The sequence below is a fragment of the Microbulbifer sp. HZ11 genome (assembly GCF_000708675.1).
GTDB lineage: Bacteria > Pseudomonadota > Gammaproteobacteria > Pseudomonadales > Cellvibrionaceae > Microbulbifer.
On the sequence record NZ_JELR01000002.1, the window covers coordinates 1,227,176 to 1,251,676 of the forward strand.

Sequence of the window (24,501 nt, forward strand, 5' to 3'; positions counted from 1 at the left end):
GCCGCTTGCTGGCGTCTCGATGTTGTTGTTACCCATTGCCATCACGCGTCTGACTCCGCGAGGGTGAAATCATGGATGGCTTCCAGCAATACCTCTTCCTGGTAGGGCTTACCGAGGTAGTGGTTGACCCCGAGCGACAGCGCGTGATCGCGGTGCTTCTTACCGGTTCGTGAGGTGATCATGATGATCGGGATATCCCGCAGCCGGCTACTGGAGCGAATATTCCGCGCCACCTCGAAGCCGTCCATGCGCGGCATTTCGATGTCCAGCAGCATCACATCCGGAATCACGTCCTGCAGCTGGATAATGGCGTCCTGACCATCTTTGGCGGTGATCACGCGGAAACCTTCCCGCTCGAGGAAGCGCGTAGTCACCTTGCGTACGGTAACCGAATCATCCACCACCATAACCAGTTTCTGGGCTTCCGGTTCCTCGCGCGTGCTGACCTCCGGCATCTCCTGCAGCAATGGCGTTTCTGGACGCGCCAGCAGCGCCGAGTGTTTGCGCAGCAATGCGTGGGCATCCAGGATCACAACCACCGTACCGTCACCGGTAACCGTAGCACCGGAGACCCCCTGTACCGTCGCAAACTGGGGCCCGAGGCTCTTCACTACGATCTCGCGACTGCCCATGATGGCATCCACCTGAAGTGCCATCGCCGTATTGTCGGAGCGCACCAGCAGCACCGGCATCTGCATATCCTCCACCGCCAGTCGTGGCTGGGCCGAAGACTGCAGCAGGCTGCCGAAGTAGTTCACCTGATAGGGCTCGCCGGCGTATTCAAAACGTGCTTCCGGGGAGCGGTAATAGTGCTCCAGCTCGAACGGGCTCAGGCGCACAATACCCTCAATGGTATTCAGTGGCAGGGCGAACAGATCGTCTCCCACCCGCACCATCAACGCGCGGTTTACCGACACCGTGAATGGCAGACGCACCACAAATTCCGTACCCGCACCGGCCTGGGAATCAATGGAGACGGAGCCGCCGATCTGCTTGATCTCCGCAGATACCACGTCCATTCCCACACCACGACCGGAAATCTGCGTTACCTGGTCGGCGGTACTGAAGCCCGCCTGCAGAATAAACTGCATAATTTCGCTGTTGGACAGTTCCGCGTCCGGGCGCATCAAGCCGCTTTCGATGGCCTTCTCGCGTACGCGCATCAGGTTGATACCGGCACCATCATCACTGATGGTCAGTACTACCTCACTGCCTTCCCGCGCCACAGCCACGGCGATGCGGCCACGCTCGGGTTTACCCGCTTCGCGACGTTTTTCCGGGGACTCAATACCGTGGTCCACCGCATTCCGCAGCATATGCTCCAACGGCGCAACCATGCGCTCCAGCATGGAGCGATCCAGTTCGCCCTCCACGTTGGAGAACACCAGGTCCACCTGCTTGCCAAGCTCCGCACTGACCTGACGCACGATACGGCGCAGTCGCGGCACCAGTCGGGAGAAAGGAACCATGCGGCTGCGCATCAGGCCTTCCTGCAGCTCGGTATTTACCCGCGATTGCTGCAGCAACAATGTTTCGGTATCCCGAGCCTTATTGCCCAGAGTCTGTCGCAGCTCCAGCAAGTCCGATGTGGACTCCAGCAGGGAGCGGGACAGCTGCTGGAAAGACGAATAGCGGTCCATCTCCAGCGGGTCAAAGTCCACATCCTGTTCCGCCAGCTGTTCCTGGCGGAACTGGATCTGTGCTTCGGTTTCCTTGTCGAGACGGCGCAACTGCTCGTTCAGACGGGACAGGGTAGAGTCCATCTCGTCCAGCGCCAGTCCGAATTCACTCACCTGCTCTTCCAGTCGACCACGGGAAATCGAGGTCTCACCGGCCAGGTTTACCAGCTCTTCCAGCAACTCCGATGCAACCCGGACCATTTCCTGGGGCTGATTGCGCGGCTGGCCGCCGTCGCGGTCGGAAACGTTTTTTCCCTTGCGTATAAACGGCAGAACATTACTGTTGTCGGCAGCGGGGATAACTTCCGCAGGCGCTTGGGGCTCCGGCTCGGTCGGCGCGGGCGGCTGCGCTTCCACGTCGGCCTGTACAATCTCCTCGACCACAGGCATATCGAGAGCAATCCCTTCTGTCGCCGGTGTCGAATCTGCGGGCGCACTTACGTCGGTTGCCGCCACATCCGCCCACTGAGTTTCCAGTAATGCACAGAAGGCCGGCAATTCATCACCGCCCATCCAGGCGCGCACGGTTTCGACACCTGCAGCCATGCGGTCGTAAATACCGTGAGCATCGGCGAAGAAGGAACTCGACGGAGCGCTTCCGCTCTGCATGTTTTCGATATCGGTTTCAAAGCGGTGTGCCACCTCACCCAGGCCCATCAGAGCCGCCATACGCGCACCACCCTTGAAGGTGTGCAGCACGCGTTTCAGCGCCTCGGGCATGGCATGGTCATCGGGCGCCTGCTCCCAGTTCTGGATCAGCTCTTCCAGCTCGTCGATCAGGTCCACCGCCTCTTCCAGGAACACCTCGACCACATCCGGGTCGATGTCCGCGAGCAGTGCACGCTGCACATCGCTGATGTCATCGTCAGACAATGTCACAGGGGCGCCGGCAGCCACTGGGGTGGCAGCTGGCGCCTCGCGGTGCTGCGCAGGCTCTTCAGGCGCCGGGGCGACGGTCTCGATATTTGTGGCCGATTCGACAGCTGGCATTGCGGGCGCCAGTTCTGCCTCCTCGCTAACGGTATTGGTGGCGGAGAGCTCTGCCTCCAGCCATTCGACGGTGAGCTCCGGCTCGTCGTCCACTTCTGCATTGATGCCAGGGGCGATTTCTTCCGCGGGCTCTGAAACCGCAGGCGCTGTCTGCTCTGTCTCGCCGGCCATATCGCCAAAGCCGTCGCTATCGCCGCCAGATAGTGCGGTAACCTGATCCGCCGCAGTCTCCTCGGCAACCAGGTCATCGAACCCAAGACCCGCCAGCACGCCGTCCTCGACGCCCGCATCTGCAACTTCGGCAACCGGCTCCGCGGAGACCTCTTCCACATCGGCGAAGCTGAACTCGCTGCTGTCGATACCGTATTCGGACAGGTCGATATCTTCGTCATCGACACTGTCATCACCCTGAGCCAGTGTGCGCAGGGCTTCGCCGACGGCATCACTGACCTGAGGCAGATCCGTAGATGCAGCGACCGCATCCACAAGATCCAGGAGTTCGTTGTGGCCCTGCTCCAGTGCCGCCCACAAGGCGGGCTCCTCTTCCAGGTGACCGTCAATCACCTGGCGATAGACCGCCAATAACAACTGAGACAATTCCTGCAGCGTCGGCAGTTGCGCCTGACCGGCGGCCTGCTGCAGCACATCCAGCTCTTCCGCAACCGGCAATAAAATGGATTTATCACCCGGATGTGCACGCCACTGGTTCAGCATCTGGTCGGCATCCAGCAGCACTTTCATGCCGTCGGCCATAATGACCGCCAGCAGCTGAGGATCTACCGCTTTTGGTTCATTGGCCTCGCGCTCACGGATCAGATGGCCAACCGCGCGCTCCTGCAGTTCGGCTACGCGCGCCAGAAACTGATCACTGCGCTCGACGCTCAGGGGCTCATTGCGATAGATCTGCTGGAGAACCGCGTGAACATAGCTGGCACCATCGGCGATCAGGTCATAGATATCGCTGTCGATAGCGACCTGATAGGTGCGTAGTTCCTTGGCAAAACGCTCCAGCGGCGCCATCAGCTCGGCCACCTGAGTGACTTCCGCCATATGCGCGGAGCCTTTTAGGGTGTGCAGGGCGCGGTGCAGCGGGTCCGATGGAACACCGTAGACGGGAGCAAGCCGGTCCATCTCTGCGAGGAATTCGGCCACGGTAGCCAGGTGGGTTTCCGCTTCCTGTGCGAAGATTTCCCACAACTGCGCATTGTCATCTGCATCGACCAGGCTTTCGTCCGCAGTATATTCCGCCGGCGCGGCGGCCTCGGCGGGCGCAGACTGCGCGAGAGCATCGGGTACTTCGCCGTGAGAAAGCTGTTTCGCCCAGCCTTCCAGCTCCACGGTACGCGCGGGGTCAGGATCACCTGTGCGAGTGCGGAAGCCATCGATCATCGACGGCAACTTCGCCAGCACCTGCTCAATCAGCAGCACGTGCGCACGCACCGGAGAGACGGTTTCGTCCAGTACCCGGTTGAGCATATTTTCCACCGCCCAGGCTAGCTCACCCACTTCCAGTGCTTCGACCATACGGCCAGAGCCCTTGAGGGTGTGAAAGCCACGACGGAATTCCACCAGCGCATCGCGATCAGCGAAATTCGAGGCCCACTGCGGGAAATAGTGATTGATGGTCTCCAGGACCTCGCCAGCCTCCTCGAGGAATATCTCCACGATTTCGTCGTCGATGATACTGGTGTCGTCATCTTCCTCGAGAACCGCTGGGGTTACCGCCGCAGTCGAAATTTCTTCGCTGGGGGATGCGGGCTCTTCGGAGACAGCTTCGCTGGTACCTGCTGCATCTTCCGCAAACCAGCTCTCCTCGATAAGCGAGGGCTCTTCCGCAGCGCTATCCGCCACAGGCTGAGTGGTTATCTCGGCAACCGGCTCTTCAGGGGAAGCCTCAACGGGCTTTTCGGAATCCGTTAGAGAGAGACCGGCCAGCGGATCGGCAGGCTCTATGGGAGCAGGGCTATCGCTCTCCTCATCGAGATCAAGCGTAAACTCAAAACTGTCCAGCGCCTGCTGTTCTTCTTCCACCTCTGCAACGGGCGCCTGCTGCTCACATTCCTCAAACAGCTCGATGCCGTCCAGAGCATCGGTAGTATCAAACTCAGTGGCGGTAGTGGGCGAGCTCTCTTCTTGTGCGGTCGATTCTAGCGCACCCTCGCCATTGGCCACCGCATAGCCCAGTGTCGCGACACTTTCTTCCGCCAATGCAAGCAGCATATCGGCATCTTCGATGCCATCGGCGCGACGCTCGAGGTAATACTCGACACTGGTCACTGCGTCCGCCAGGGTATCCAGCAGTTTCCAGTCGGGCTGATCACCGGCATTGATCAGCCGCTCTTCAATGTAATTACGGCAGGCGCCGACAATCTCACCGGCGCGCTGATAGCCCACCATATCCAGGCCGCCGCAGACTTCCTGCAATCGCTTGGGTACCTGCGACAGGTGACCGGCATCCCAGTGGCTGGCGATATACTCGACCACTGCTTCCTTGACGGTCTCGAGACCGATGCGCGCTTCACGGAGCACCTGCTCGGTGGCTTCGCCCATCAGCGGCGATTCACTATCGATCTTGCGATCCCGTTCGGCCGCAGCGGCCAGCCCGGAGTCCAGCTGAACTAGTTCGGCAGCGGCCTGCATCAGCAGGTCATCCGGCGCCTCGCTGCGGGACGCATCGCGGAGGTATTCGTAAATACTGCGCGCACGGGTGCGCTGGTTTTCCAGGCCAAGCACGCCGAGGGTATCGGCGATACGCTTGGCAACGACCGCCGTGTCAGACAGCGGCGCCCGCTCACTGGTACTGATACTGGGATCGAGGGACTCGCGCACACTGGCAAGCTCTTCACGCAGAGCAGTGACGGCGGTGCCCATGGCTTCCGGCCCCATGGCCAGAGCATCTTCGGTATCAGGTCGCGGCGTACCCGGCACCGCCTGATCGAGGGCGTATTTCTGATACAGCGCAGTGGTGCGCGGCCCATTGGGTCCACACAGGTACACATAGAACAGCAGATTGCGAATCAGGTCGCGATCCGGGCGCGCATCCAGCACCCGCGCACCCTGGCCAGAAAGCAGACGGAATTCCACATCGATACGGCGCAGCAACTGGCGCAAGGCGGGCAATACATTGACGCGATGATCGGCAATCCCCTCGAGCAGCCCCTGCAGAATTTCCCACAGGTGCTGACGCTGGCTGCCGCTGTACAACAGCGCCATTTTTTCGCTGACCTTGTTCAGGTAAGCGAGACTTTCACCACTGTTTACATCCCGAATCAGCGAGGCGGCCGCCACGTGGTACATCTTGCGCAGCTTGCCCACCAGCTCCTGCAGCTTGGCGTTGTTGGCGAGCAGGGGCTGACGATTTCCACTGGCGTGTTCCAGTGCAGACAGATCCGGCGCAAACAGAGCGCCTTCCGTAATCAGTCGCTCGCGGCGAACCGCGCGCAGATCGTTCAATAGGGGAAGCAACAACACCGCATTATCGCGACGCTGGAAAGCAATTTTTTCGAGGTAGAGGGGGAGTTCCAGCAACGCGCGCATGAGAAATTCGCGCGTTTCATCGCTGTTTTCCACTTCGCCGCTTGCGAGGGCGTGAACCAGCTGCTCCATTTCTTCGGCGAGCATGGCGGCGCCAGTGAGCTCAGCCATATGCAGACTGCCGTGCACCTGGTGGATCAGGTTGAGACAGTTTTTCAGCAGGTTGTCCGCATCATTACCTGCGGCACCGCTGGTGGCATCCGACGAAGAGGAATCCGAGGCAAAAGTTTCCAACTGCTGGCGCGCCTGGGCCAACGTTTCGTTGATTTCACCAATCAGCCAGTCCAGGGCCACAAAGTTGGGATTGTCGTGACGCACGCCAAGTCCTCAGTAATTCAGTTTGCCCGCCCACGAGCCACGACCGCGCTGACCGCCGCCGGTGGGCTGCTTTTCATTCCCACTACGCACCTGCCGGTAAACCACTCACCGACAGGCGTTGAGAATGCCCGCTATTTGTCGTTATGAATATCTGCGGTAAATCAGGCCATCGCCCGCTCTTCGCGCTCTTCGTTAGACAACGCAGCCAAGCTGTCTTCTTCAGCCGCCACACTTTCCACGGTTTCGTCTTCCAGCATTGGGAACTCTTCGGAAAGGTCCGCCAGATCGCCATCGTACAGTTCGCTTTCGGTTTCCACATCGTCTTCCTGCGGCAGCTTGAAGCCGGCAACGGAGTCGCGCAGTGCGGAAGCGGTCTGTGCCAAGTTACCAATGGACTGTGCGGTAGCCTGGGTACCCGCAGAAGTCTGCGAGGTAATTTCCTGAATCACGTTCATCGTGTTGGAAATGTGACCCGCGGAAGAGGCCTGCTGGCGTGCCGCGTTAGAAATGTTCTGAATCAAGGATGCGAGGTTGGTGGATACCGTCTCGATCTCTTCCAGTGCAACACCCGCGTCCTGAGCAAGGCGGGCACCGCGCACTACCTCGGTGGTGGTGGACTCCATCGAAACTACCGCTTCGTTGGTATCCGACTGAATCGCTTTTACCAGGCCTTCAATCTGCTTGGTTGCCGCTGCGGAACGTTCTGCGAGGCGCTGTACCTCGTCCGCAACCACCGCGAAGCCCCGGCCTGCGTCACCGGCCATGGAGGCCTGGATCGCAGCGTTAAGTGCCAGAATGTTGGTCTGGTCGGCAATGTCGTTAATCAGGCTTACGATGTCACCAATCTCCTGGGAGGATTCACCCAGTCGCTTGATTCGCTTGGAAGTGTCCTGAATCTGTTCGCGGATCGTGTCCATGCCCTTGATGGTGTTCTGTACCACCTTGGCACCGTTGCTCGCGATCTGTACCGAGCGTTCTGCTACCTGGGCAGATTCCGCGGCGTTCGCAGATACCTGGTCAATGGTCACGGCCATTTCGTTGACCGCCGCAGATGCCCCGGCAATTTCCTGCGCCTGGTGCTCAGAGGCCTCGGCCAGATGCAGAGCGGTCTGCTGGGTTTCCTGGGACAGGGAAGACACTTCCTGTGCCGCGCCGTTGATTCGGCTTACCAGTACCCGCAGCTGGTCAATGGTGTAGTTGATGGAGTCCGCGATCGCACCGGTGAAGGCCTCGGTTACCGTCGCGGAGGTTGTCAGGTCACCATCTGCAAGGTCGGCCAGCTCGTCCAGCAGCTGCATAATCGCCTGCTGGTTACGCTCGTTGGTTTCCGTCTCTTCCCGCAGGTTACGGCGGGTACCGGAGAATGCGGTAACCATCATGCCGAAGATCAACAGTACGAAAATAGCGGCAACGATGGCGATGGTCTGGTTGTTTGGCTGACGCTCACTGGACAGGCCGCTGATGCGGTCATTCAGTGTCGACAGAGCTTCCAGCAGCTGCGGAGAAGATATGGAGATACCATCCGCTGCCTGACGGGTAGCAAACAGTGCCGGAGTCGCTTCGAAGATTTCCCGTACGGAGGAACTTACGAATTCGAACAGCTCGGTAATTTCTTCCAGGGACTCACGGGCCTCACTGTCGGTTACGCGGGAGATACCCATCACCACGTCACCGCCTTTCATACCCTCTACCACTTTACCGAACAGGCTGGCATCGGTATTAAACTGGTCTGCTGCGGCTTCCGCGTCGTCACCGCCCTGCAGCATCTTATCGATGTTCCGGCCGATACGCTCCGCACGCCACACCTGCAGCTGGGCCTGCTCTACCTGGTTCGCCGGGGCGTTGTTGGAGAGCAGGATTTCCACGATGTTGTTGTGCTCCGCCTGCAATTCCGGCAGCGAGTCATTCAGGGTACTCGCCACGTCGTTCAGGAAGATAATGGAATCCTTGTTACCGATAATGGTGTCGGCCTGTTCGCGCATCTGGCGCCAGACCTGGCCATACACCGCCAGCTCCTCTTCCAGCGCACGGCGGCTGCCCGGGTCCATGCCCTGCAACTCGCTCCAGGTAGCCGCCATCTGGTTCACCACCTGTTCAAGGTCTGCGAACGCCTGCTCGTCACCCGCGGTGGCCGCCGGTGCGTAAGACACCATCTGATAGGACAGTGCACGCAGTTCCGCTACGTCTTCCAGGTACTGCTGATCCCGATCAGCGTGGCTCTGCACCAAATAGATGCTGACAATCAGCCCCGCCAGTGTGGCGAGTACCAAGAAACCCATAAACAGCGCGGCAGGGTTACTGCGCAGCGCGGAGAATGAACTCTGGGAGCCTGTTTTCATAATTTACTCCTGGCGGACCTGTCCCTCAGGCCAATTCTTGTTATCACCACTGTTGAGGCACTGCGGCCTCAGATCCCCGTCTGCCCACTGGGTGGGCACCCCCAAACCGGCGACTGCCGACTACGGTTGCGCCCGGCATCCGCGCAAGCCCAACGGACAATCGCGTTACCGGACACTGGTTTGACGCACAAAGCGCGCCTCCCCTCAGCGGCCCGCCGAGGCAGGCCGGCGCGGACTGAGGAGCCCACGCCTGAACGCAGAATGCCGCAGCTCAGTGAGCCGCGGCATCCGCAAATTGAAAATCGTGAATCAACGCCTGCAGATCGAACACCAGCCAGCGATCCTGCTGCAGCACAAACTGACCACCCACCATCGGCGCGAACGGCTCCGACAGATCCGACGGCGGCATCTGGCCGTACTCCAACGCCAAATGCTGCATCCCGTGCAGTTCATCGACGATCAGACCGGCATAGATTTTTTCGTGTTCCAGCACCAGCACCCGGCGACGCTGACGCGGGCTGACAAGGTGCCCACCGAAGAATGCCGCCATATCAAACAGCGGCAGCAACCGGCCGCGCACATTGGCGACACCGCGCACCCAGGGCTGACAGCCTGGAACAAAGGTGTACTGGGGCACTTCAAGCAGTTCCACCACGTCTTCCATGGCGGCCACGAATCGATGCCCCAGCAAAGAGAATCCAATCCCCGTCCAGTAAGGTTTGACTTCCTGACGGGCAGGCAGCCCCTTAGCCTGCGCCTTGGCGCGCTTGGCTATATCGACGAGTGCGAGGTAGGGGGTTAGTGTCGGTTGCACAGAGACTCAACGTCGGCCTCAGGCCAACACCTCCTCGATGGTTCCCAGCAGCTTGCCTTCATCGACAGGCTTGGTCAGGTAAGCGCGCGCGCCCTGGCGCATGCCCCACACACGATCGGTATCCTGATCCTTAGTGGTTACAATCACAATCGGAATGCCCGCTGTCTGGTCGCCCTTGCTCAGCTGGCGAGTCGCCTGAAAGCCGTTCAGGCCCGGCATAACGATGTCCATCAAAATGACGTCGGGACGCTGTTCGCGCGCCACATCCACGCCATTTTCGCCATTGGTGGCGGTAATAACAGCGTGACCATTCTTCTCCAGAATGGTGGTCAGCTTGTGGGTTTCGGTTGGTGAATCATCGACGATTAGCACTCTGGCCATCTTGTCCCCCGAGATAGTGTTGTCCACTCCGGCCATCGCAATTTCGCCGGGTGAATGTTGTCGGCACCGATCGCCCCTCACTGGGAAGCGCGACCTTACGCTTTGTTATACGTTACGTTGCTGCGGCTGTACGGCGTACGGCGATTCTGCACCACCCACCCCAATCAGAGGCGGCACGCGCATTCAGCCACGCAGGACGCCATAGTCTACGCCATTTTTGCCACGGGTTTCACGCCCAGCTTGAGAACTTATTCTCAGGCGGCGTGATGCGGCTTGGCGTGAGCGGAAATAGCGCCAAGCAATTCACTCTTGCTGAACGGCTTGGTCAGATATTGATCGCAGCCAACCACGCGCCCCTTGGCTTTATCGAACAGGCCGTCCTTACTGGACAGCATGACCACCGGCGTACTGCGGAACTCGCTGTTGTTCTTGATCAGTGCACAGGTCTGATAGCCGTCGAGACGCGGCATCATGATGTCTACAAAAATGATATCCGGACGCGAATCGGCAATTTTTGCCAGGGCGTCGAATCCATCGGTGGCAGTCACCACCGCGCAACCCGCTTTCTGCAATAGCGTTTCCGCGGTGCGACGAATGGTTTTACTGTCGTCGATCACCATCACGGTGAGACTTTCCCAGTTGAGCTCCATAGTGTGTTCCCAAATCCCCTTTTACTTATTTTCAGGCTTACCGGCAAAATGCGCCGGGCCTGTCTGTGCAACCTCATTACGGGGTCCGATCGTCGCTGCGGATAGCCACCTGGGGCGGGTTTCGAGCCATCTCACAAACCCGGTGACCGGCGGGCGCAGATCAGATGCAAACTTGTATCACAGATACCAGAGTGAATCTAGCGACGTACAAGCCGGGCTGCACCCAATGGTCATTTTGTGAGCGGTGCCGCACTTTGTTGGACGCGCGTTTTCAAACCGCATCTTGCGAAGCGGGTCGCAGCCTCTTACCTTACCCACTTTGCGCAGGCCCCAGGCCCGCCGCCCCACCCGGCACAGATCCGAATCAACATTCAGAGTTACGGAAATCCTATGAGCCAGACTCTCGGCGTGGTCATGGACCCCATCGCCAATATCAGCTTCAAGAAAGACACCACCCTGGCGCTACTACTGGCGGCTCAGCGCGCCGGGTTTGACTTACACTACTTTTTGCAGAGCGACCTCTATCTGGATGGCGGTACCCCCATGGGGAACGGCGCACCCCTACAGGTATTCGACGACCCGCAAAACTGGTTCACGCTGGGCGAGCGCGCCCCGGTGAGCCTGGGTGACCTGGATGTACTGTTGATGCGTGTAGACCCACCTTTCGACAATGAGTACATCTATTCCACGTACATTCTGGAAGCGGCGGAACGCGCCGGCACCCTGGTCGCCAACAAGCCTCAGTCCCTGCGCGACTGCAACGAGAAAATTTTCGCCACGCACTTTGCCGATTGCATTCCACCGCTGATCGTCAGCCGCGATATGCAGCAACTGCGCGCATTTCATAGCGAGCACAGGGATGTGATCTTCAAGCCCCTCGACGGTATGGGCGGCGCGGGGATCTTTCATGTGAAGCCCGACGGCGGGAATATTGGCGCTATCCTGGAAACCCTGACCGACAATGGCAAACGCCAGATCATGGGCCAGCGCTATATTCCCGAAATCATGGATGGCGACAAACGTATCCTGATGGTGGACGGAGAACCTGTTCCCTACTGTCTGGCGCGCATTCCCCAGGGTGGTGAAACCCGCGGCAACCTGGCGGCCGGCGGCCGCGGCGAGGCCCGCCCCCTGAACGAGCGCGACCTTGAAATCGCCCGCCGTGTCGGCCCCACCCTCAAAGAGAAAGGCCTGCTGTTTGTGGGACTGGACGTAATCGGCGACTACCTCACCGAAGTAAACGTCACCAGCCCCACTTGTGTACGGGAAATCGACGCCGCCTTTGGAACCAATATTGGCGACCTGCTGATGCACGCCATCACAGACCGATTGGCGAAAAAGGGATAAACTGGCGCCTCGAAATTTTTCTGCGGCTCCAGAACAGGCTGGAGCCACCCCAAAGTGTGCAGGCACAGGCCGCACCAACAGAAACCGCAGCAAAACAAGCCGTATCACAACAATAAGCACAATGAACGCAGTCGCCAGCCAATCACAGAGCCTCCCACCGGCACCCGCGTCATTCCCGGGCAGCCAGCCCTCTTCGGGAGACCGCTTCACCTTTGCCCTGTTTTTGGCCTGCGCGCTGCACGCGCTGCTTATTTTTGGTGTTGCCTTTACCGCGCCCGAGGCCAGAGAGGCCCCACCCACGCTTGAGGTCACCCTCGCTCAGCACAAATCCGTCGATGCACCGGAAGACGCGGACTACCTGGCGCAACACAATCAGCAGGCCAGCGGCACCGCCGAGACCCCCAAGGAACTCTCCACCGACCGCCAGGCGGAGATTGCCGATACCAGTATCCGCCAGGTCAATCCGCTGCCCCAGCAGCAGGCCGCACGCCCTGCGGAGCAATTGCGACAGTTGATCACGACGATTGGCGATAGCCCGACCCAGGCCCCGGAGCTGCCGGCCGAAGACAAGCGCTCGGAAGAGAAGCGCGGCGACGCCCCCACTGATCTGCCCCCCAGCAATCCGGAGATTGCCAGCCTACAGGCGCGTCTCGACAAAATACGCCAGACCATCGCCCAGCGCCCGCGGGTCCGACGCCTGACCTCCGTTGCTACCAAGGCCTCTGCCGACGCCGCCTACCTGCACGACTGGCGTCAAAAGGTGGAAGCCGTCGGCAACGACAACTTCCCCGAGGAAGCCCTCGCCCGCCAGATCACCGGTGACCTGCGCATGATGGTGCGGCTACTGCCCACTGGCGCAGTGGAAGAAGTGGTCATTCTGGAATCCTCCGGCGAACGCATTCTCGACGACGCCGCGCAACAGATTGTGCGCCTCGCGGCCCCCTTTGCGCCCTTTCCCGCAGAGATCCGCCAGCAGGCGGACCGCCTGGAAATCATTCGCACCTGGCGTTTTGAAATGACCGGGTTCTCTACCGCCGCTGGTAAATCTCCCAGTCGCGGCTGACAGGTCCTAAACTAGAGCCATGCAATCAAACAGCCCCTCCGCAATCGATAGCGACCTCACCCATAACAGCCTGCGCGGGCAACTGCTGATCGCCATGCCCGGTATGCAAGACCCGCGCTTCGTACACGCGGTTACGTTTATCTGTGAGCACAGCGCCGAGGGCACCATGGGTGTGGTGATCAACGCACCCAGTAAGGTGACCTGGAAAGAAGTCTTCTCACAGCTGGACCTGGAAGATGCCAGCCTGCGCGGCGAAGAACCGGTGCTCATTGGCGGCCCCGTGGCACAGGAGCAGGGCTTCGTGCTGCACGGCCGCGGGATGCAGTTTGCCTCCACCGCCGAAGTCTCCGACGACATCAGCCTGACCGCCTCCAAGGACATCATCGAATCCCTCGCCGCCGGACGCGGCCCCGACGACGTACTGCTGGCCCTGGGCTACGCAGGCTGGGGGCCCGGGCAACTGGAACAGGAAATCGCCGAAAATGCCTGGCTGACACTGCCGGCGGAGCCGGAAATCCTGTTTGCTACCCCCTGGGAAAGCCGCTGGCAATCCGCCGCCGCCCGCCATGGCATCGATTTATCCGGGATGGGTTCCCAATCCGGTCACGCCTGAGCCGTCACCATGAAGCCCATCTCCGCCCTCGCCTTCGACTTCGGTACCTCATCCATTGGGCTCGCCTATGGCCAGAGTCTGACCGGCAGTGCCCGCGAACTGGACCCGCTACCGGCTAAAGACGGTAAACCGGACTGGGACCGGGTGCAGCGCATCATTGATGAGTGGAAACCCAAGATTCTCGTGGTCGGGCTACCGCTGAATATGGACGGCAGCGAAAGCGATTTTGGCGCCCGCGCGCGCAAGTTTGGCCAGCGGCTGCACGGCCGCCTGGGCCTGCCGGTGGCGTACGCCGACGAGCGCCTTAGCACCCGCGCCGCCAAAGATGAGGCCCGTGAACGGGGACACCGCGGGGACTACGCCAATCAGCCAGTGGATTCCATTGCCGCACGCATCTTTCTCGAAGACTGGCTGCGCACCTATTCCAACCAAAAGTAGCCACCAGCCGTGCTGCCAGGTTCGCTAATCCGTAGGGCAAACTGGTAGACTTGCGCGAAATTCAAGCCGGTCTCGTTCCTCGCATGTCTCAAACTTCCACTAGCGCTTCAGCGCCCATTTCCACTGTCCGTATCGCCACCCGCGAGAGCGCTCTCGCCCTGTGGCAGGCCAATTTCGTCAAGCAGCAACTTGAGCACCACCACCCGCAACTGACCGTCGAGCTACTGCCACTGACCAGTCGCGGCGACCAGCTGCTGGACATTCCCCTGAACAAAGTGGGCGGCAAAGGCCTGTTCGTGAAGGAGCTGGAAAAAGCCATGCTCGAAGGCCGCGCGGACATCGCCGTGCACTCCATGAAAGACGTGCCCATGGAATTTCCCGAAGGTCTGCACCTGCCGGTCATCTGTGAGCGGGAAGACCCCCGCGACGCGTTTGTAAGCAATCACTACGCCTCCATCAAAGACCTACCTCAGGGCGCCGTGGTCGGCACTTCCAGCCTGCGCCGCCAGTGCCAGTTGCTGGCCGCCCGTCCGGACCTTGAAGTGAAGTTCCTGCGCGGCAATGTGAATACCCGTCTGGCAAAAATGGATGCCGGCGAATATGACGCCATCATCCTTGCCGCCGCGGGCCTGTTGCGCCTGGAGATGCGCGAGCGCATCGCGGAGTATATTGAACCCGAAGTTCTGCTGCCGGCGGGTGGCCAGGGTGCGGTGGGCATTGAGTGCCGCCGCGACCCGGCACTGGAAGACCTCCTCGCCCCCCTGCATCACACCGATACCAGCCATCGGCTGGTGGCCGAACGCGCCATGGTGAAACGCCTGAACGGCGGCTGCCAGGTGCCCATTGGCTGCTACGCGGTGTTTACCGACGCGGCAAAAACCCAACTGCATCTGCGCGGGCTGGTAGGCAGCCCGGATGGCGGAACCATGCTGAACGCCGAGGTACACGGCGGCATCGAGGAAGCGGAAGCGCTGGGTATTGGGCTCGCCGAACAGCTGCTACAGGCCGGTGCCGACAAGATTCTCGCGGATATCTGATTGAGGCTGCGGCCTCGCGTTTGGAACACCAGCATGCACCAGCCAGACACTCACGAACTTGCCGGCAAGCGCATTCTTATCACCCGCCCCGCACAGCAAAGCGCGAGCTGGCAACAGTTACTTGAAGCTCAGGGTGCCCGCGTAGACAGCATACCGCTGCTGCAAATCGCCCCCGTGCAAGACCCGGCAGCAAAGCAGGGGATTAAAAACCTGATCATGGACTTTGATCAGTTCGACCACGCCATCTTCGTATCCCAGAACGCCGTACAGCAGGCGTTCGACTGGCTGGATGACTACTGGCCACAACTGCCACAGGGACCCCGCTACTACGCCGTAGGCGCCGCCACCGCCCGCGCCATCCGCCGGCGTGGCGCCGTGCCCGAGGCCTGCGCTGGCGACACCATGGATTCCGAGGCCCTGCTCTCCCTTGCGTCATTGCAGAATCCCCAGGGCGAGCGGGTGATCATCTTTCGCGGTCAGGGCGGGCGCCCGCTTATGGGCGATACACTGGCACAGCGCGGCGCACGCCTCGATTACTGCGAACTGTACCAGCGCCTGCTGCCCCCGCAGGCCGAGCAGCAACTGCGTGATTACCGCCATATTCCCGACGCCATAACCCTGCACAGCGGCGAGACTCTGGAAAATTTCCACAGGGCGCTAAGCGCCCTCGACGCCGAAAAGCGCCACGCATTGATGGCGCAACCGGTCATTCTCCCCAGCCTGCGCGTGGCCAATCACGCCCGCACCCTCGGTTTTACCGGTGCGTCTGCCGCCACCAATGCCGGGGACAGTGCCATGCTCACCGCGCTGCGGGGCGCACTATCCGCCCACGATTATTGAATTGACGCCTACAACAGTAAAAAATTTTAATTCCGCGCCAGACTTCGTATAAAGAGCGGCTGCAGTCGCTATAATTTGGCGACAAATTTTCTATCGGTAGCCGCACCCGCGATCGACCTGACTACCGCTAGCGGTCCATGCCCCAAACGCACTCACCCTGAGCAAGCGAGCCCATGAGCGATAAAAAAGCCCCAGCTTCCTCCAACCAAGACGGCCCCCAGAGCGACGATCACAAAGACGTGCCGATGGTGACCGAAAAAGCGGAGCCCAAAAGCAACTTCGCCAAGGCTGCCGGAAGCCGCACAGGTAGCGACAAGACAAAAAGCAAAGCCAGCGCCGCCACCAAAAAAAGCGTAACCAAAAAAGGACACGGCTGGCTCTGGTTCTGGCTGCTCGTTATCGCATTGATCGCACTTGCGTTGGCCGCCTGGTATTTCATCCCTACCGTACGCACTCAGGTAAACGCGCACCTGCAGGATCTCCCGCTCATTGGCCGACATTTTTCTACGGTCAATCCTGCCGGGGTGCAGCGCAGCAACAGCACCGCCAATACGGCAACCAACCCAAAGGCCATCAGCGACACCGCGCCCACCAACGGCAATAGCGAAACCAGCCGCGATAACACAGGGCTACCCGACGCAGCGACCACAGCAGACCGTACCGTCCCCAGCGATGGCTACGACTCCCAGGTGCCAACCCCAGTACCGCAACAACCAACGGGGCAAACGGTTGAACCGCAACCGAGCCAGCCATCCGCCACCTCCCCAGAGCCACCACAACACCAGAATCAGGAGCAGATCAATAACCTGCGCCAACAACTGGCCACCCAAAACCAGACCGTGGAACAGCTCAACCAGACCATCGCGCAGCTACAGCAACAGATCGCCGGCCTGCAGCGCAATGTCACCGCCCAGGGCAACCGATTGAGCCAACTGGGGAACGCCAGCCGCGAAGACTGGCAACTCGCAGAGGCCGATTACCTGCTGCGCCTCGCCAACCAGCGCCTGATGCTGGAACAGGACAGCCGCGCCGCCCTCGGCCTGCTACAGGAAGTCGACAAAATCATTCGCAACGTAGATATGCCGGACCTCTACGGGGTGCGCCAGCAGATCGCCCGCGATATTACCGCACTCAAGCTGGTGGAAACCGTGGACCGGGAAGGGCTCTACCTACGCCTGCGCGCACTGGAAGAGCAAATGGTAAAACTCAACATTCAGCCCCAGTTTGACCTCGCCAAACGCGATGCCGCCACAGCGCAAGATCAGGCAGACAACGCCGACGTTGGCGAAGCCCACTTCCGCTCCAGCTGGCAAAATTTCGTCAGTTTTATCAAAGAATCCGTGCGCATTCGCGACGGCGAGGTCGACCCCGTACTGCTATCACCGCAGAGTGAAACCCGATTCCGCCAGAGCCTGCGCCTGAATATGGAACAGGCAGAGCTTGCCGTACTGCGTGCAGACGACACCGTCTACAAGGATGCGATCAATCACGCCCGCCAATTGTTGCTGGACTACGGCGTAGAGAATCAACAGAGACAGGTCATCCTGCGGGAGTTGGATGCACTCGGCCAGGAAAAAATCCAGACAGAACTGCCGGATCTCAGCGCATCACAAAGCGCGTTGCGCAACTTTATCGACAAAATGCACAAGGTCTCCTCCGGACAGACTAACGATGATGACAACGGAGGTAGCAACTGGTGAAACGCTTCCTCTTTTTTACCCTGGTCCTGCTTCTCGGAGGCGCGCTACTGGCAGAAGCCATGCGGTCTTACCCCGGTTACCTGCTGTTAATGGTCGGCGGCGACAGCGGCAAACGTATTGAAATGAACCTGTGGGTTGCGGTCGGCGGCCTGGCACTCACCCTACTCGCTGTATTTCTGTTTATCTGGCTGTTACGCAGCCTAGCCCGCGCCATCGGCGGCAGCGTCAGCCGCATTCGCTTTGGCCGCAGCCGAATGGCGCGCCGGCGCCTGACCAACGGCCTGGTGGAATACATGGAGGGCAACTGGGCACGCGCCCGCCGCCTGCTTCTGAAAAGCGCCGCACGTTCCGACGCCCCGATCATCAATTACCTGGCCGCAGCACGCAGCGCCTTCGAGCTCGGCTACCGAGACGAGGCCAACGAGTTGCTCGCCAAAGCGGAAGCCACCGGTGACGACACCCAGCTGGCCGTCGCCATCAGCCAGGCGCGCATGCAGTTATTGGATAAGCACTACGAACAGTGTATCGCCAGCTTACAGCGGGCCATGCAGGAAGAGCCCAACCACCCAGCACTGCTACAACTGTTGCGCCAGGCGTACTACCACATCGGCGAATGGCACGGTCTGCGCGAACTACTCCCGCGCCTGGAAAAACACGGCACCATGCCCGAGTCCCAACTACAACAGCTGGAACTCGAGGTCTATCAGAACCTGATGCGGGAAGCGGCAAGCCGTAAAGACAAAGAAAAGCTGCGGGAAACCTGGCAGAGCCTGAGTGGCCGTTGGCAGCGCAATATCGAGCTGCGCAACCTGTATGGCGAAATGCTTCACCAAGTGGGAGAAGATGTAGAGGCGGAAAAGCATCTGCGCTGGATATTGAATCGCGAATGGCGCGCCGATACCGTGCGCCTGTACGGCCACCTCACCGGTGCAGATGCCAGCCAGCAACTGTCCGTTGCCGATGGCTGGCAGAAAGAATACGGGGAAAATGCCGACTTGCTGACTTGCCTCGGCAGACTCTGCCTGCGCAACGAGATTTGGGGCAAAGCGCGCCAGCACTTTGAAAAAAGCCTACTGCTGCGCTCGGACCCGGTCACCTCCGCGGAGCTCGCACGCCTGCTGTTTGCACTCGGTGAAAAAGAGCAAGCAGCACGGCTTTACGAACAGGGCCTGCTCCAGGCGGTGTCGTCACTCCCGCAACTGCCACTACCGGGACAGCATACCAGCGCACTGTCGACACGCACGTCCTGACAGGCAACTACCCCACTCGACGAACAGGCTCCCGGGTGCATCCCCAGCAACCGGGAGTCGCGACCCCGCGATAAAAACATCTTAGCCGGGTAAAAAGTACGTTAGCCGGCCTTACCTCCCGGGCCGGCAAGAAACCAGGCAATCAAGCCGATAACCGGCAGCACCAACACTACAATTACCCAAATCAACTTCTTGAGACCGCTTGCCGAGCTCTGCAATATCTTGATGATCGCGTAGATATCAGCAATCAGAATAATAAGCCCTAAGATACCTTCCATTTCAGAATCCTCCCGAACGAAGTGTTAAGGATGGCAGCACCGCCACCAAAGCAGAATTCAGAGTATAGAATCGTACCCGCATACTCACGCCCTTATCCGGGCAAACCAGAAAAAGTTGACGAATCACCGCAAAACGGGCGGCAGAATCTTCCACTTTCACGCTGCCAAGCGTGCCTCCAGTACAGGCGCAATCTCTGCTACATCCGGCTCTCTTGCTTCGAATCCACGGCAACCACCGTATTGTTCTCGACAGTAACAACCACGAGAGACATACCACCGAGTGAGCTAGGGAGGCGATAAGTGAGAACTTCCCGCTTAATCGGAGTACCGCCGTTTCCCTCGTCGACCGCGATCGTTTCCACCTCGGAATAAAGCGGCGCCCCTGCAAGGTAAATGACCTCCTGCTTACTCTTCCCTTCCTGAATGAGCTTTCCATTGGGCAGCCGAAAAGAACCACTGGCATTGGCCGCGAATGCCGCCACCAGCAACATGCTGAATACAGTGAACTTAAGCGCACGCATTACAGTTACTCCTCTTTCAAGCGATTATTCAATTTGATGGTGACACGAATTACGTGTTAGCTGAAACTAGCTCACTCCGTCACCCCAAAGAGCTCAGAAACACCTGCCAAGTCATAGACCGCATTGTTCGAAATAACTCCGCATCTTTTGGCGCCAGTCCACACAACATCTTACCGAGCTCAGCCAACAGGACACTGCCGCCACCATCAATGCGCTGGTTAACACCCTGCATGTCGATCTATGGAGGCCGTAATGCATCTGGCCGACCTGATTGAGCGCTATCAAGAGGCGCTCTTACAAAAGTATGCTGGGCGCCTGCTACCGGAACAGCGACGGGCGATAGCGGCGATCCTACGCTGCCGTACCAGCGCTGCTGGCGAGATACTATGGCAATGTAACGATTGCAATCACTCTCTGTTGAACCCGCGCCCCTGTGGGCACCGGAGTTGCCCCCGGTGCCAGAATCACGAGGTCACCCAGTGGCTGGCACGGCAGCGCCGCAAGCTGTTGCCGGTGGAGTACTTCATGGTAACTTTTACCCTCCCGGCGGAGCTTCGTACACTGACCTGGCGCCATCAAAAAAAAGTCTATGACCTGTTAATGGCCGCTGCCGCCGGGATTCTCAAAACCTTCGCCCTCAACGACGATCAGCTCAGCGGCGAGATCGGCATGACCAGCGTACTCCACAGCCATAGCCGACGTCTGGATTACCACCCGCACTGCCATATCGTGATTCCCGGCGGTGTGGTGAACCGAAGTAGACGGCAGTGGAAGAAGGTAAAGGGTAAATACCTGTTCAACGGCCAAGCACTTGCCAAAGTCTTCCGTGCAAGGATGCTCCAGGCCCTGCAAGAGGCTGGACTGCCAGTACCCGACACTCCAATAAAGTGGATCGTTCAGTGCCAATCAGTCGGCAGAGGACAACCCGCTCTGGAATATTTATCAAAATACCTTTATCGCGGTGTAATCAGCGAGAAACAAATTCTCACTGACCGAAACGGCGAAGTAACCTTCCGCTATATCGAAAGCAAAAGCGGCAACCCCAAAACGCGAACATTACCTGGCGCCGACTTCTTGTGGCTGGTACTGCAGCATGTACTCCCCAAGGGCTTTCGGCGCGTACGCGATTACGGGTTCCTGCACGGCAATGCCAAGCGATTGCTGCAGCTCGTGCAAATGACATTGAAAGTGGTCATTGACTCATTCAAGGCACAGGAAAAGCCTGTATTGCCTTGCCCGAGATGCACGGCACCACTGCAGTTTGTTCAGGCCTTCAGGCCTGGCTGGCTATCCGGATAACCCTTCAGGATCGTATTAAACACCGACAGTCATAAGCGAGGAGAAAACCAACCTATGAGCAACTGATGTCGATCATATTGGCTGCAGGAAAAGGCCAAGGCTCTCGCTCGCCTTCAAAAAATTAATAACACAGCTTGTGCGAAACACCCACCACGCCAAAAAAATATATTTGCTTATATAAAGAACTTTCCGGAAAGCCCGGGCTTGTCCAACAACTGGATGAGATCGCGGCTGCGCGCGATCTATCCTTATTCGTTAGGCGCACCGGGCTACTTGGTTTCAAGAAAATAGCATTTCCCTGAGGTGCTCCCAGCCCATACTAACAAAGATCCAGGGAACTCATCCCCCATAAAATTAAATTCAAAGTAATAGGACGCCTCTACTTCATCTCTTACATTTGGTATTGGCACAAAACCTAAACTTTCTATCTCTGCGTAATTAATTGATACCACACCTCTACTCATATAACGCTCGAGAGTAGTCGGATACCCAATCACCTCTTCTAGATCGGGCTTATAAAATAGATCTTTCACACGTGACTGGGAGCCAAGTTTAATTGATAAAGCCCTATTTTTAAGAGAAGCCATACAAGAAGCTAACTCGATTTCATCTTTGGAGGTATTAATTAATGGATCAGGCGTCTGCACAACCACCCCTGAAGCTGACTCGTATTTAGATCCTAAACAGCCGGCGATGAAAAAAATACTTACCAATATAAGACAATATTTCATGACAATACTTATGAGTAACTCGGACGCCTAACGAGCCTGTAGAAAAACAACTCCCGGCAGTCGTCGCCCGGTATCTGTCAACGTAGTTGTCGCGTTTAAGGTATCAGCTCTTTAACAATTTACCGCCTTGTCCGGGTTCAGCATTACTGACTCCGGCAAGCTGAGGTTTCTGGTTTCTCCTGACCAGCGTCGAGGGTTCTTGGCCTTCGCAGCCTCAAGCACAACTTTGCGCTGAATCAGTATCTCGTGAGCCTCTCCATTATGGCGTTGCTCAGGTGTTACGTAGTTCAAGCCACTGTGGCGATGCTCGGTGTTGTACCATCGCACAAACGCCAGCACCCAGTTCCGAGCTTCATTGATCGTTTTGAAGCCACTTGCCGGGAAGCCCGGTCGGAACTTCAGCGTCTTGAACAATGACTCAGAGTAGGCATTGTCGTTGCTCACTCGGGGACGGCTGTTCGAGGGGGTTATACCAAGGTCATACAGTTTCTCCAGGAATGTCGCCGCCTTCATGGGGCTACCATTATCGGAGTGCAGTACAAGCGGCTTGCTCTTCGCCGTCAGGCGCTCACGCCAGCAGGCTTTCTCGATAAACTCACAAGCCAACTCTCCGGTCTCACGCTCATACACCTCATGGCCGACAATTTTCCGGCTGTAAACATCCATAACCAAGTAAAGGTAATACCAGGTTCCGCATGCTGGTCCTGGTAGCCACGAGATATCCCACGACCACAGACAGTTTGGTTCTGATGCTTTGTGTGTGGTCGCTGCTCGCTTCCGCTCCGGCGCCTTCTGGCGGCCTCTACGGTGGACTTGATTGTATTCATGTAAAACCCGGTAGAGCGTTGATTCAGAGGCGAGATAATGGCCCTGATCCAGCTGGTCAGCAACAATAAATGCTGGAGGGCAGCTTCGGTATTCAGGTTGATTACACAGGGCTATTACGGCTTGACGCTCCTTAGCCGTCAGTTTGTTCGATGGCTCCGGCCTCGGCACCACGGGCCTCTGATCTTCCCTGACAACCTCGTCAGTGACCCAGCGTTGATAGGTGCGTACGCTCAAGTTCAGCAAGGCACAGGCCTTGGCCAGCCGGGCTCCGCTGCGATTGGCTTCGGCAATCAGAGCAACGATCTGCTGGCGATCTGGGAGGCTGGTCATTCGTCCTCGTCTTTGTGGCCCCAGATCGCCTCGGCTTTTTTTGACAGTGTGAGGAGCGCAGCGGTTTCAGCGAGCGCCTTCTCCTTACGTCGCAGCTCTGCCTCAAGCTTTTTGATACGCTTTTTCTCGGCCTTACTGGCCTTTTGGTTGCGTTTAGACTGCTCGTCAGATACAGCATTGGCTGACATGCAGGCCGTTTTCCAGGCCTCAATCTGCTCGGGGTAAAGGCCTTTCTTGCGGCAGTATTCACTGAGCTCCGCCTCAGTCATTGGGGCAGTTTCAAGGACGACTTTGAATTTTTCTTCGCTACTCCAATTATCGGGAGTAGCAGAGTTGGAAGGCAAAACAGCACCTCGTTGTCTGGCGGCTTTACGCCAATTGTACAGGGTAGCGGTACTGATGCCTTCCTGGCTCGCCAGTTCGGCAACGGTCATGCTGTGAGGCGGCGCCATCTTCTTGAGGATGGCCTCTTTACGTTCAGGTGAATAGTGGGGCATGGTTGTCCTCTGAAAAGTTCAGGCGACAACTACCCTGACACATAGGGACCCGCACGAAATGTGCATAGCGTTGGGCGTTCCGCGGAGGCCCGCAGGGCCGTAGCATACTGCTTGCGCTTGTTAATTCTTGTTTAGGCACTTATGGGCGATAGATTTTGCAAAACCTTCAATGCCGGGGAAAAGGGTCTCCGAAGTGATATTCATAGCCTTTAAATGAGCCAGCCCAGTTTCTATTACATTTTCACGAATAATTATTTTCTTTAATCTGCCATCTCCATCCTTAAGGTAGGGCGTTATATTTTCCATAAATGAAACGGAAATATCTAAAGGCATCAAAAATATACCTTGCTGAATGCCAATTCTTGTATGCTGCTCATACGGTTCAACTGCAATAACCCCTAATTTTTGATCCGCTTGTGAAGCGGTGCTTGCAGATTCTAAAACGGAATTTAAATAATCATTCCCACATTGAGTTGAATGGTCATCCCATTTATCTCGCAGCTCATTGTGCGGCGATGTTCCAAACACCTCTGATACTATATCGAAACCGAGAAATGGATTAATAGACCAGATTGCAGCATCTGATTTTGCACCTGATAGAGCAAAATAACATGCCACATAGAATGAGCTAGTGAAATCCACCAATCGCGTTGGAGCCCCATAATGCTGCATAAGGGAAAACCACGTTACCAAGTCTTCTTTTGGTGGCGTTTCTTCAAGGTATCGCCCGGCTCCACGCTTAAATTCTCTTAGCATCCAATATTCAAGATTACATGGATCATCCTCATAGTCTGAACCGGAGAGTAACCTTTGTAACGCAGAAGAAATAGGCCAATCTGCGCAAGATTGACCTCGGAAATAGTCGAGAGGAAACTCAACTTCCAAATCAAGAATTTCTGACCAATTCTCTATGTATATTTCTTCCATACTTCGCTTCTATTGAATTAACGCCCGCAACATGGGCGCCCAATGTTGTGCGCCTTTTGCGCAATAATGGGAGCGCAGCGACCGCGCACAAGGTGCA

19 protein-coding genes are annotated in these 24,501 nt (G+C 58.0%); 9 read left to right on the plus strand and 10 right to left on the minus strand.

The window, feature by feature from the left end; all coding sequences use genetic code 11:
* Positions 1-41: 41 nt before the first annotated feature.
* The 5 genes from AU11_RS12725 to pilG form a co-directional block, all read right to left on the minus strand.
* Entirely contained in the window at positions 42-6,521 is a 6,480-nt protein-coding gene (locus AU11_RS12725) for an Hpt domain-containing protein (RefSeq protein ID WP_043319718.1), read from the minus strand.
* A gap of 161 nt (positions 6,522-6,682) precedes the next feature.
* Entirely contained in the window at positions 6,683-8,860 is a 2,178-nt protein-coding gene (locus tag AU11_RS12730; protein WP_043319719.1) for a methyl-accepting chemotaxis protein, read from the minus strand.
* A 271-nt stretch (positions 8,861-9,131) separates the two neighbouring features.
* Entirely contained in the window at positions 9,132-9,674 is a 543-nt protein-coding gene (locus AU11_RS12735; RefSeq protein WP_043319720.1) for a chemotaxis protein CheW, read from the minus strand.
* 18 nt (positions 9,675-9,692) lie between these two features.
* A complete protein-coding gene (gene pilH, locus AU11_RS12740; RefSeq protein WP_043320499.1) occupies positions 9,693-10,055 on the minus strand; it encodes a twitching motility response regulator PilH in 363 nt (120 codons plus the stop codon).
* Between the two features lie 254 nt (positions 10,056-10,309).
* On the minus strand, positions 10,310-10,705 hold the full coding sequence (pilG, locus tag AU11_RS12745) for a twitching motility response regulator PilG (RefSeq protein WP_010132439.1): 396 nt from the start codon (positions 10,703-10,705) through the stop codon (positions 10,310-10,312).
* 390 nt (positions 10,706-11,095) lie between these two features.
* Here pilG and gshB point away from each other — a divergent pair, with 390 nt between their 5' ends.
* From gshB to AU11_RS12785, 8 genes are all read left to right on the plus strand, one after another.
* Positions 11,096-12,052 carry a glutathione synthase gene (gshB, locus tag AU11_RS12750; RefSeq protein WP_043319721.1) on the plus strand — a complete coding sequence of 319 codons (957 nt, stop codon included), beginning with the start codon at positions 11,096-11,098 and terminating at the stop codon, positions 12,050-12,052.
* 121 nt (positions 12,053-12,173) lie between these two features.
* Positions 12,174-13,115, plus strand: a complete 942-nt coding sequence (locus tag AU11_RS12755) for an energy transducer TonB (RefSeq protein ID WP_043319722.1) — start codon at positions 12,174-12,176, stop codon at positions 13,113-13,115.
* Between the two features lie 19 nt (positions 13,116-13,134).
* Positions 13,135-13,728 (plus strand): YqgE/AlgH family protein, encoded by a 594-nt coding sequence (locus AU11_RS12760; RefSeq protein ID WP_051687237.1) that lies wholly within the window; start codon positions 13,135-13,137, stop codon positions 13,726-13,728.
* A gap of 9 nt (positions 13,729-13,737) precedes the next feature.
* Positions 13,738-14,166, plus strand: coding sequence for a Holliday junction resolvase RuvX (gene ruvX / locus AU11_RS12765; RefSeq protein WP_043319723.1), 429 nt, complete (start codon positions 13,738-13,740; stop codon positions 14,164-14,166).
* A gap of 83 nt (positions 14,167-14,249) precedes the next feature.
* Positions 14,250-15,203 (plus strand): hydroxymethylbilane synthase, encoded by a 954-nt coding sequence (gene hemC / locus AU11_RS12770; protein WP_043319724.1) that lies wholly within the window; start codon positions 14,250-14,252, stop codon positions 15,201-15,203.
* Between the two features lie 33 nt (positions 15,204-15,236).
* On the plus strand, positions 15,237-16,043 hold the full coding sequence (locus tag AU11_RS12775; protein WP_051687238.1) for a uroporphyrinogen-III synthase: 807 nt from the start codon (positions 15,237-15,239) through the stop codon (positions 16,041-16,043).
* Positions 16,044-16,216: 173 nt separating this feature from the next.
* Positions 16,217-17,743, plus strand: a complete 1,527-nt coding sequence (locus AU11_RS12780; RefSeq protein ID WP_043319725.1) for a uroporphyrinogen-III C-methyltransferase — start codon at positions 16,217-16,219, stop codon at positions 17,741-17,743.
* Positions 17,740-18,993 carry a heme biosynthesis HemY N-terminal domain-containing protein gene (locus AU11_RS12785; protein ID WP_043319726.1) on the plus strand — a complete coding sequence of 418 codons (1,254 nt, stop codon included), beginning with the start codon at positions 17,740-17,742 and terminating at the stop codon, positions 18,991-18,993. The genes AU11_RS12780 and AU11_RS12785 overlap by 4 nt, the downstream gene beginning before the upstream one ends.
* 101 nt (positions 18,994-19,094) lie before the next feature.
* Here AU11_RS12785 and AU11_RS18130 read toward each other — a convergent pair whose 3' ends face one another.
* Both AU11_RS18130 and AU11_RS12790 read right to left on the minus strand, forming a co-directional pair.
* On the minus strand, positions 19,095-19,271 hold the full coding sequence (locus AU11_RS18130; protein WP_081848103.1) for a PLDc N-terminal domain-containing protein: 177 nt from the start codon (positions 19,269-19,271) through the stop codon (positions 19,095-19,097).
* A 197-nt stretch (positions 19,272-19,468) separates the two neighbouring features.
* Complete coding sequence (locus AU11_RS12790) at positions 19,469-19,792, minus strand: hypothetical protein (RefSeq protein WP_043319727.1); 324 nt, start codon at positions 19,790-19,792, stop codon at positions 19,469-19,471.
* A gap of 252 nt (positions 19,793-20,044) precedes the next feature.
* Here AU11_RS12790 and AU11_RS12795 point away from each other — a divergent pair, with 252 nt between their 5' ends.
* Positions 20,045-21,091 (plus strand): transposase, encoded by a 1,047-nt coding sequence (locus AU11_RS12795; protein ID WP_043320502.1) that lies wholly within the window; start codon positions 20,045-20,047, stop codon positions 21,089-21,091.
* 269 nt (positions 21,092-21,360) lie between these two features.
* Here AU11_RS12795 and AU11_RS18335 read toward each other — a convergent pair whose 3' ends face one another.
* From AU11_RS18335 to AU11_RS18135, 3 genes are all read right to left on the minus strand, one after another.
* Complete coding sequence (locus AU11_RS18335; protein WP_156035300.1) at positions 21,361-21,822, minus strand: hypothetical protein; 462 nt, start codon at positions 21,820-21,822, stop codon at positions 21,361-21,363.
* 111 nt (positions 21,823-21,933) lie between these two features.
* A protein-coding gene (locus tag AU11_RS12800) for an IS3 family transposase (protein WP_156035283.1) occupies positions 21,934-23,477 on the minus strand; the annotation gives its coding sequence in 2 pieces (ribosomal slippage) (positions 21,934-23,006 and positions 23,006-23,477; 1,545 coding nt in all).
* 120 nt (positions 23,478-23,597) lie between these two features.
* The gene (locus AU11_RS18135; protein WP_081848104.1) at positions 23,598-24,404 is read right to left on the minus strand and encodes an FRG domain-containing protein; all 807 of its coding nucleotides are present in this window, start codon (positions 24,402-24,404) and stop codon (positions 23,598-23,600) included.
* Between the last annotated feature and the right edge of the window lie 97 nt (positions 24,405-24,501).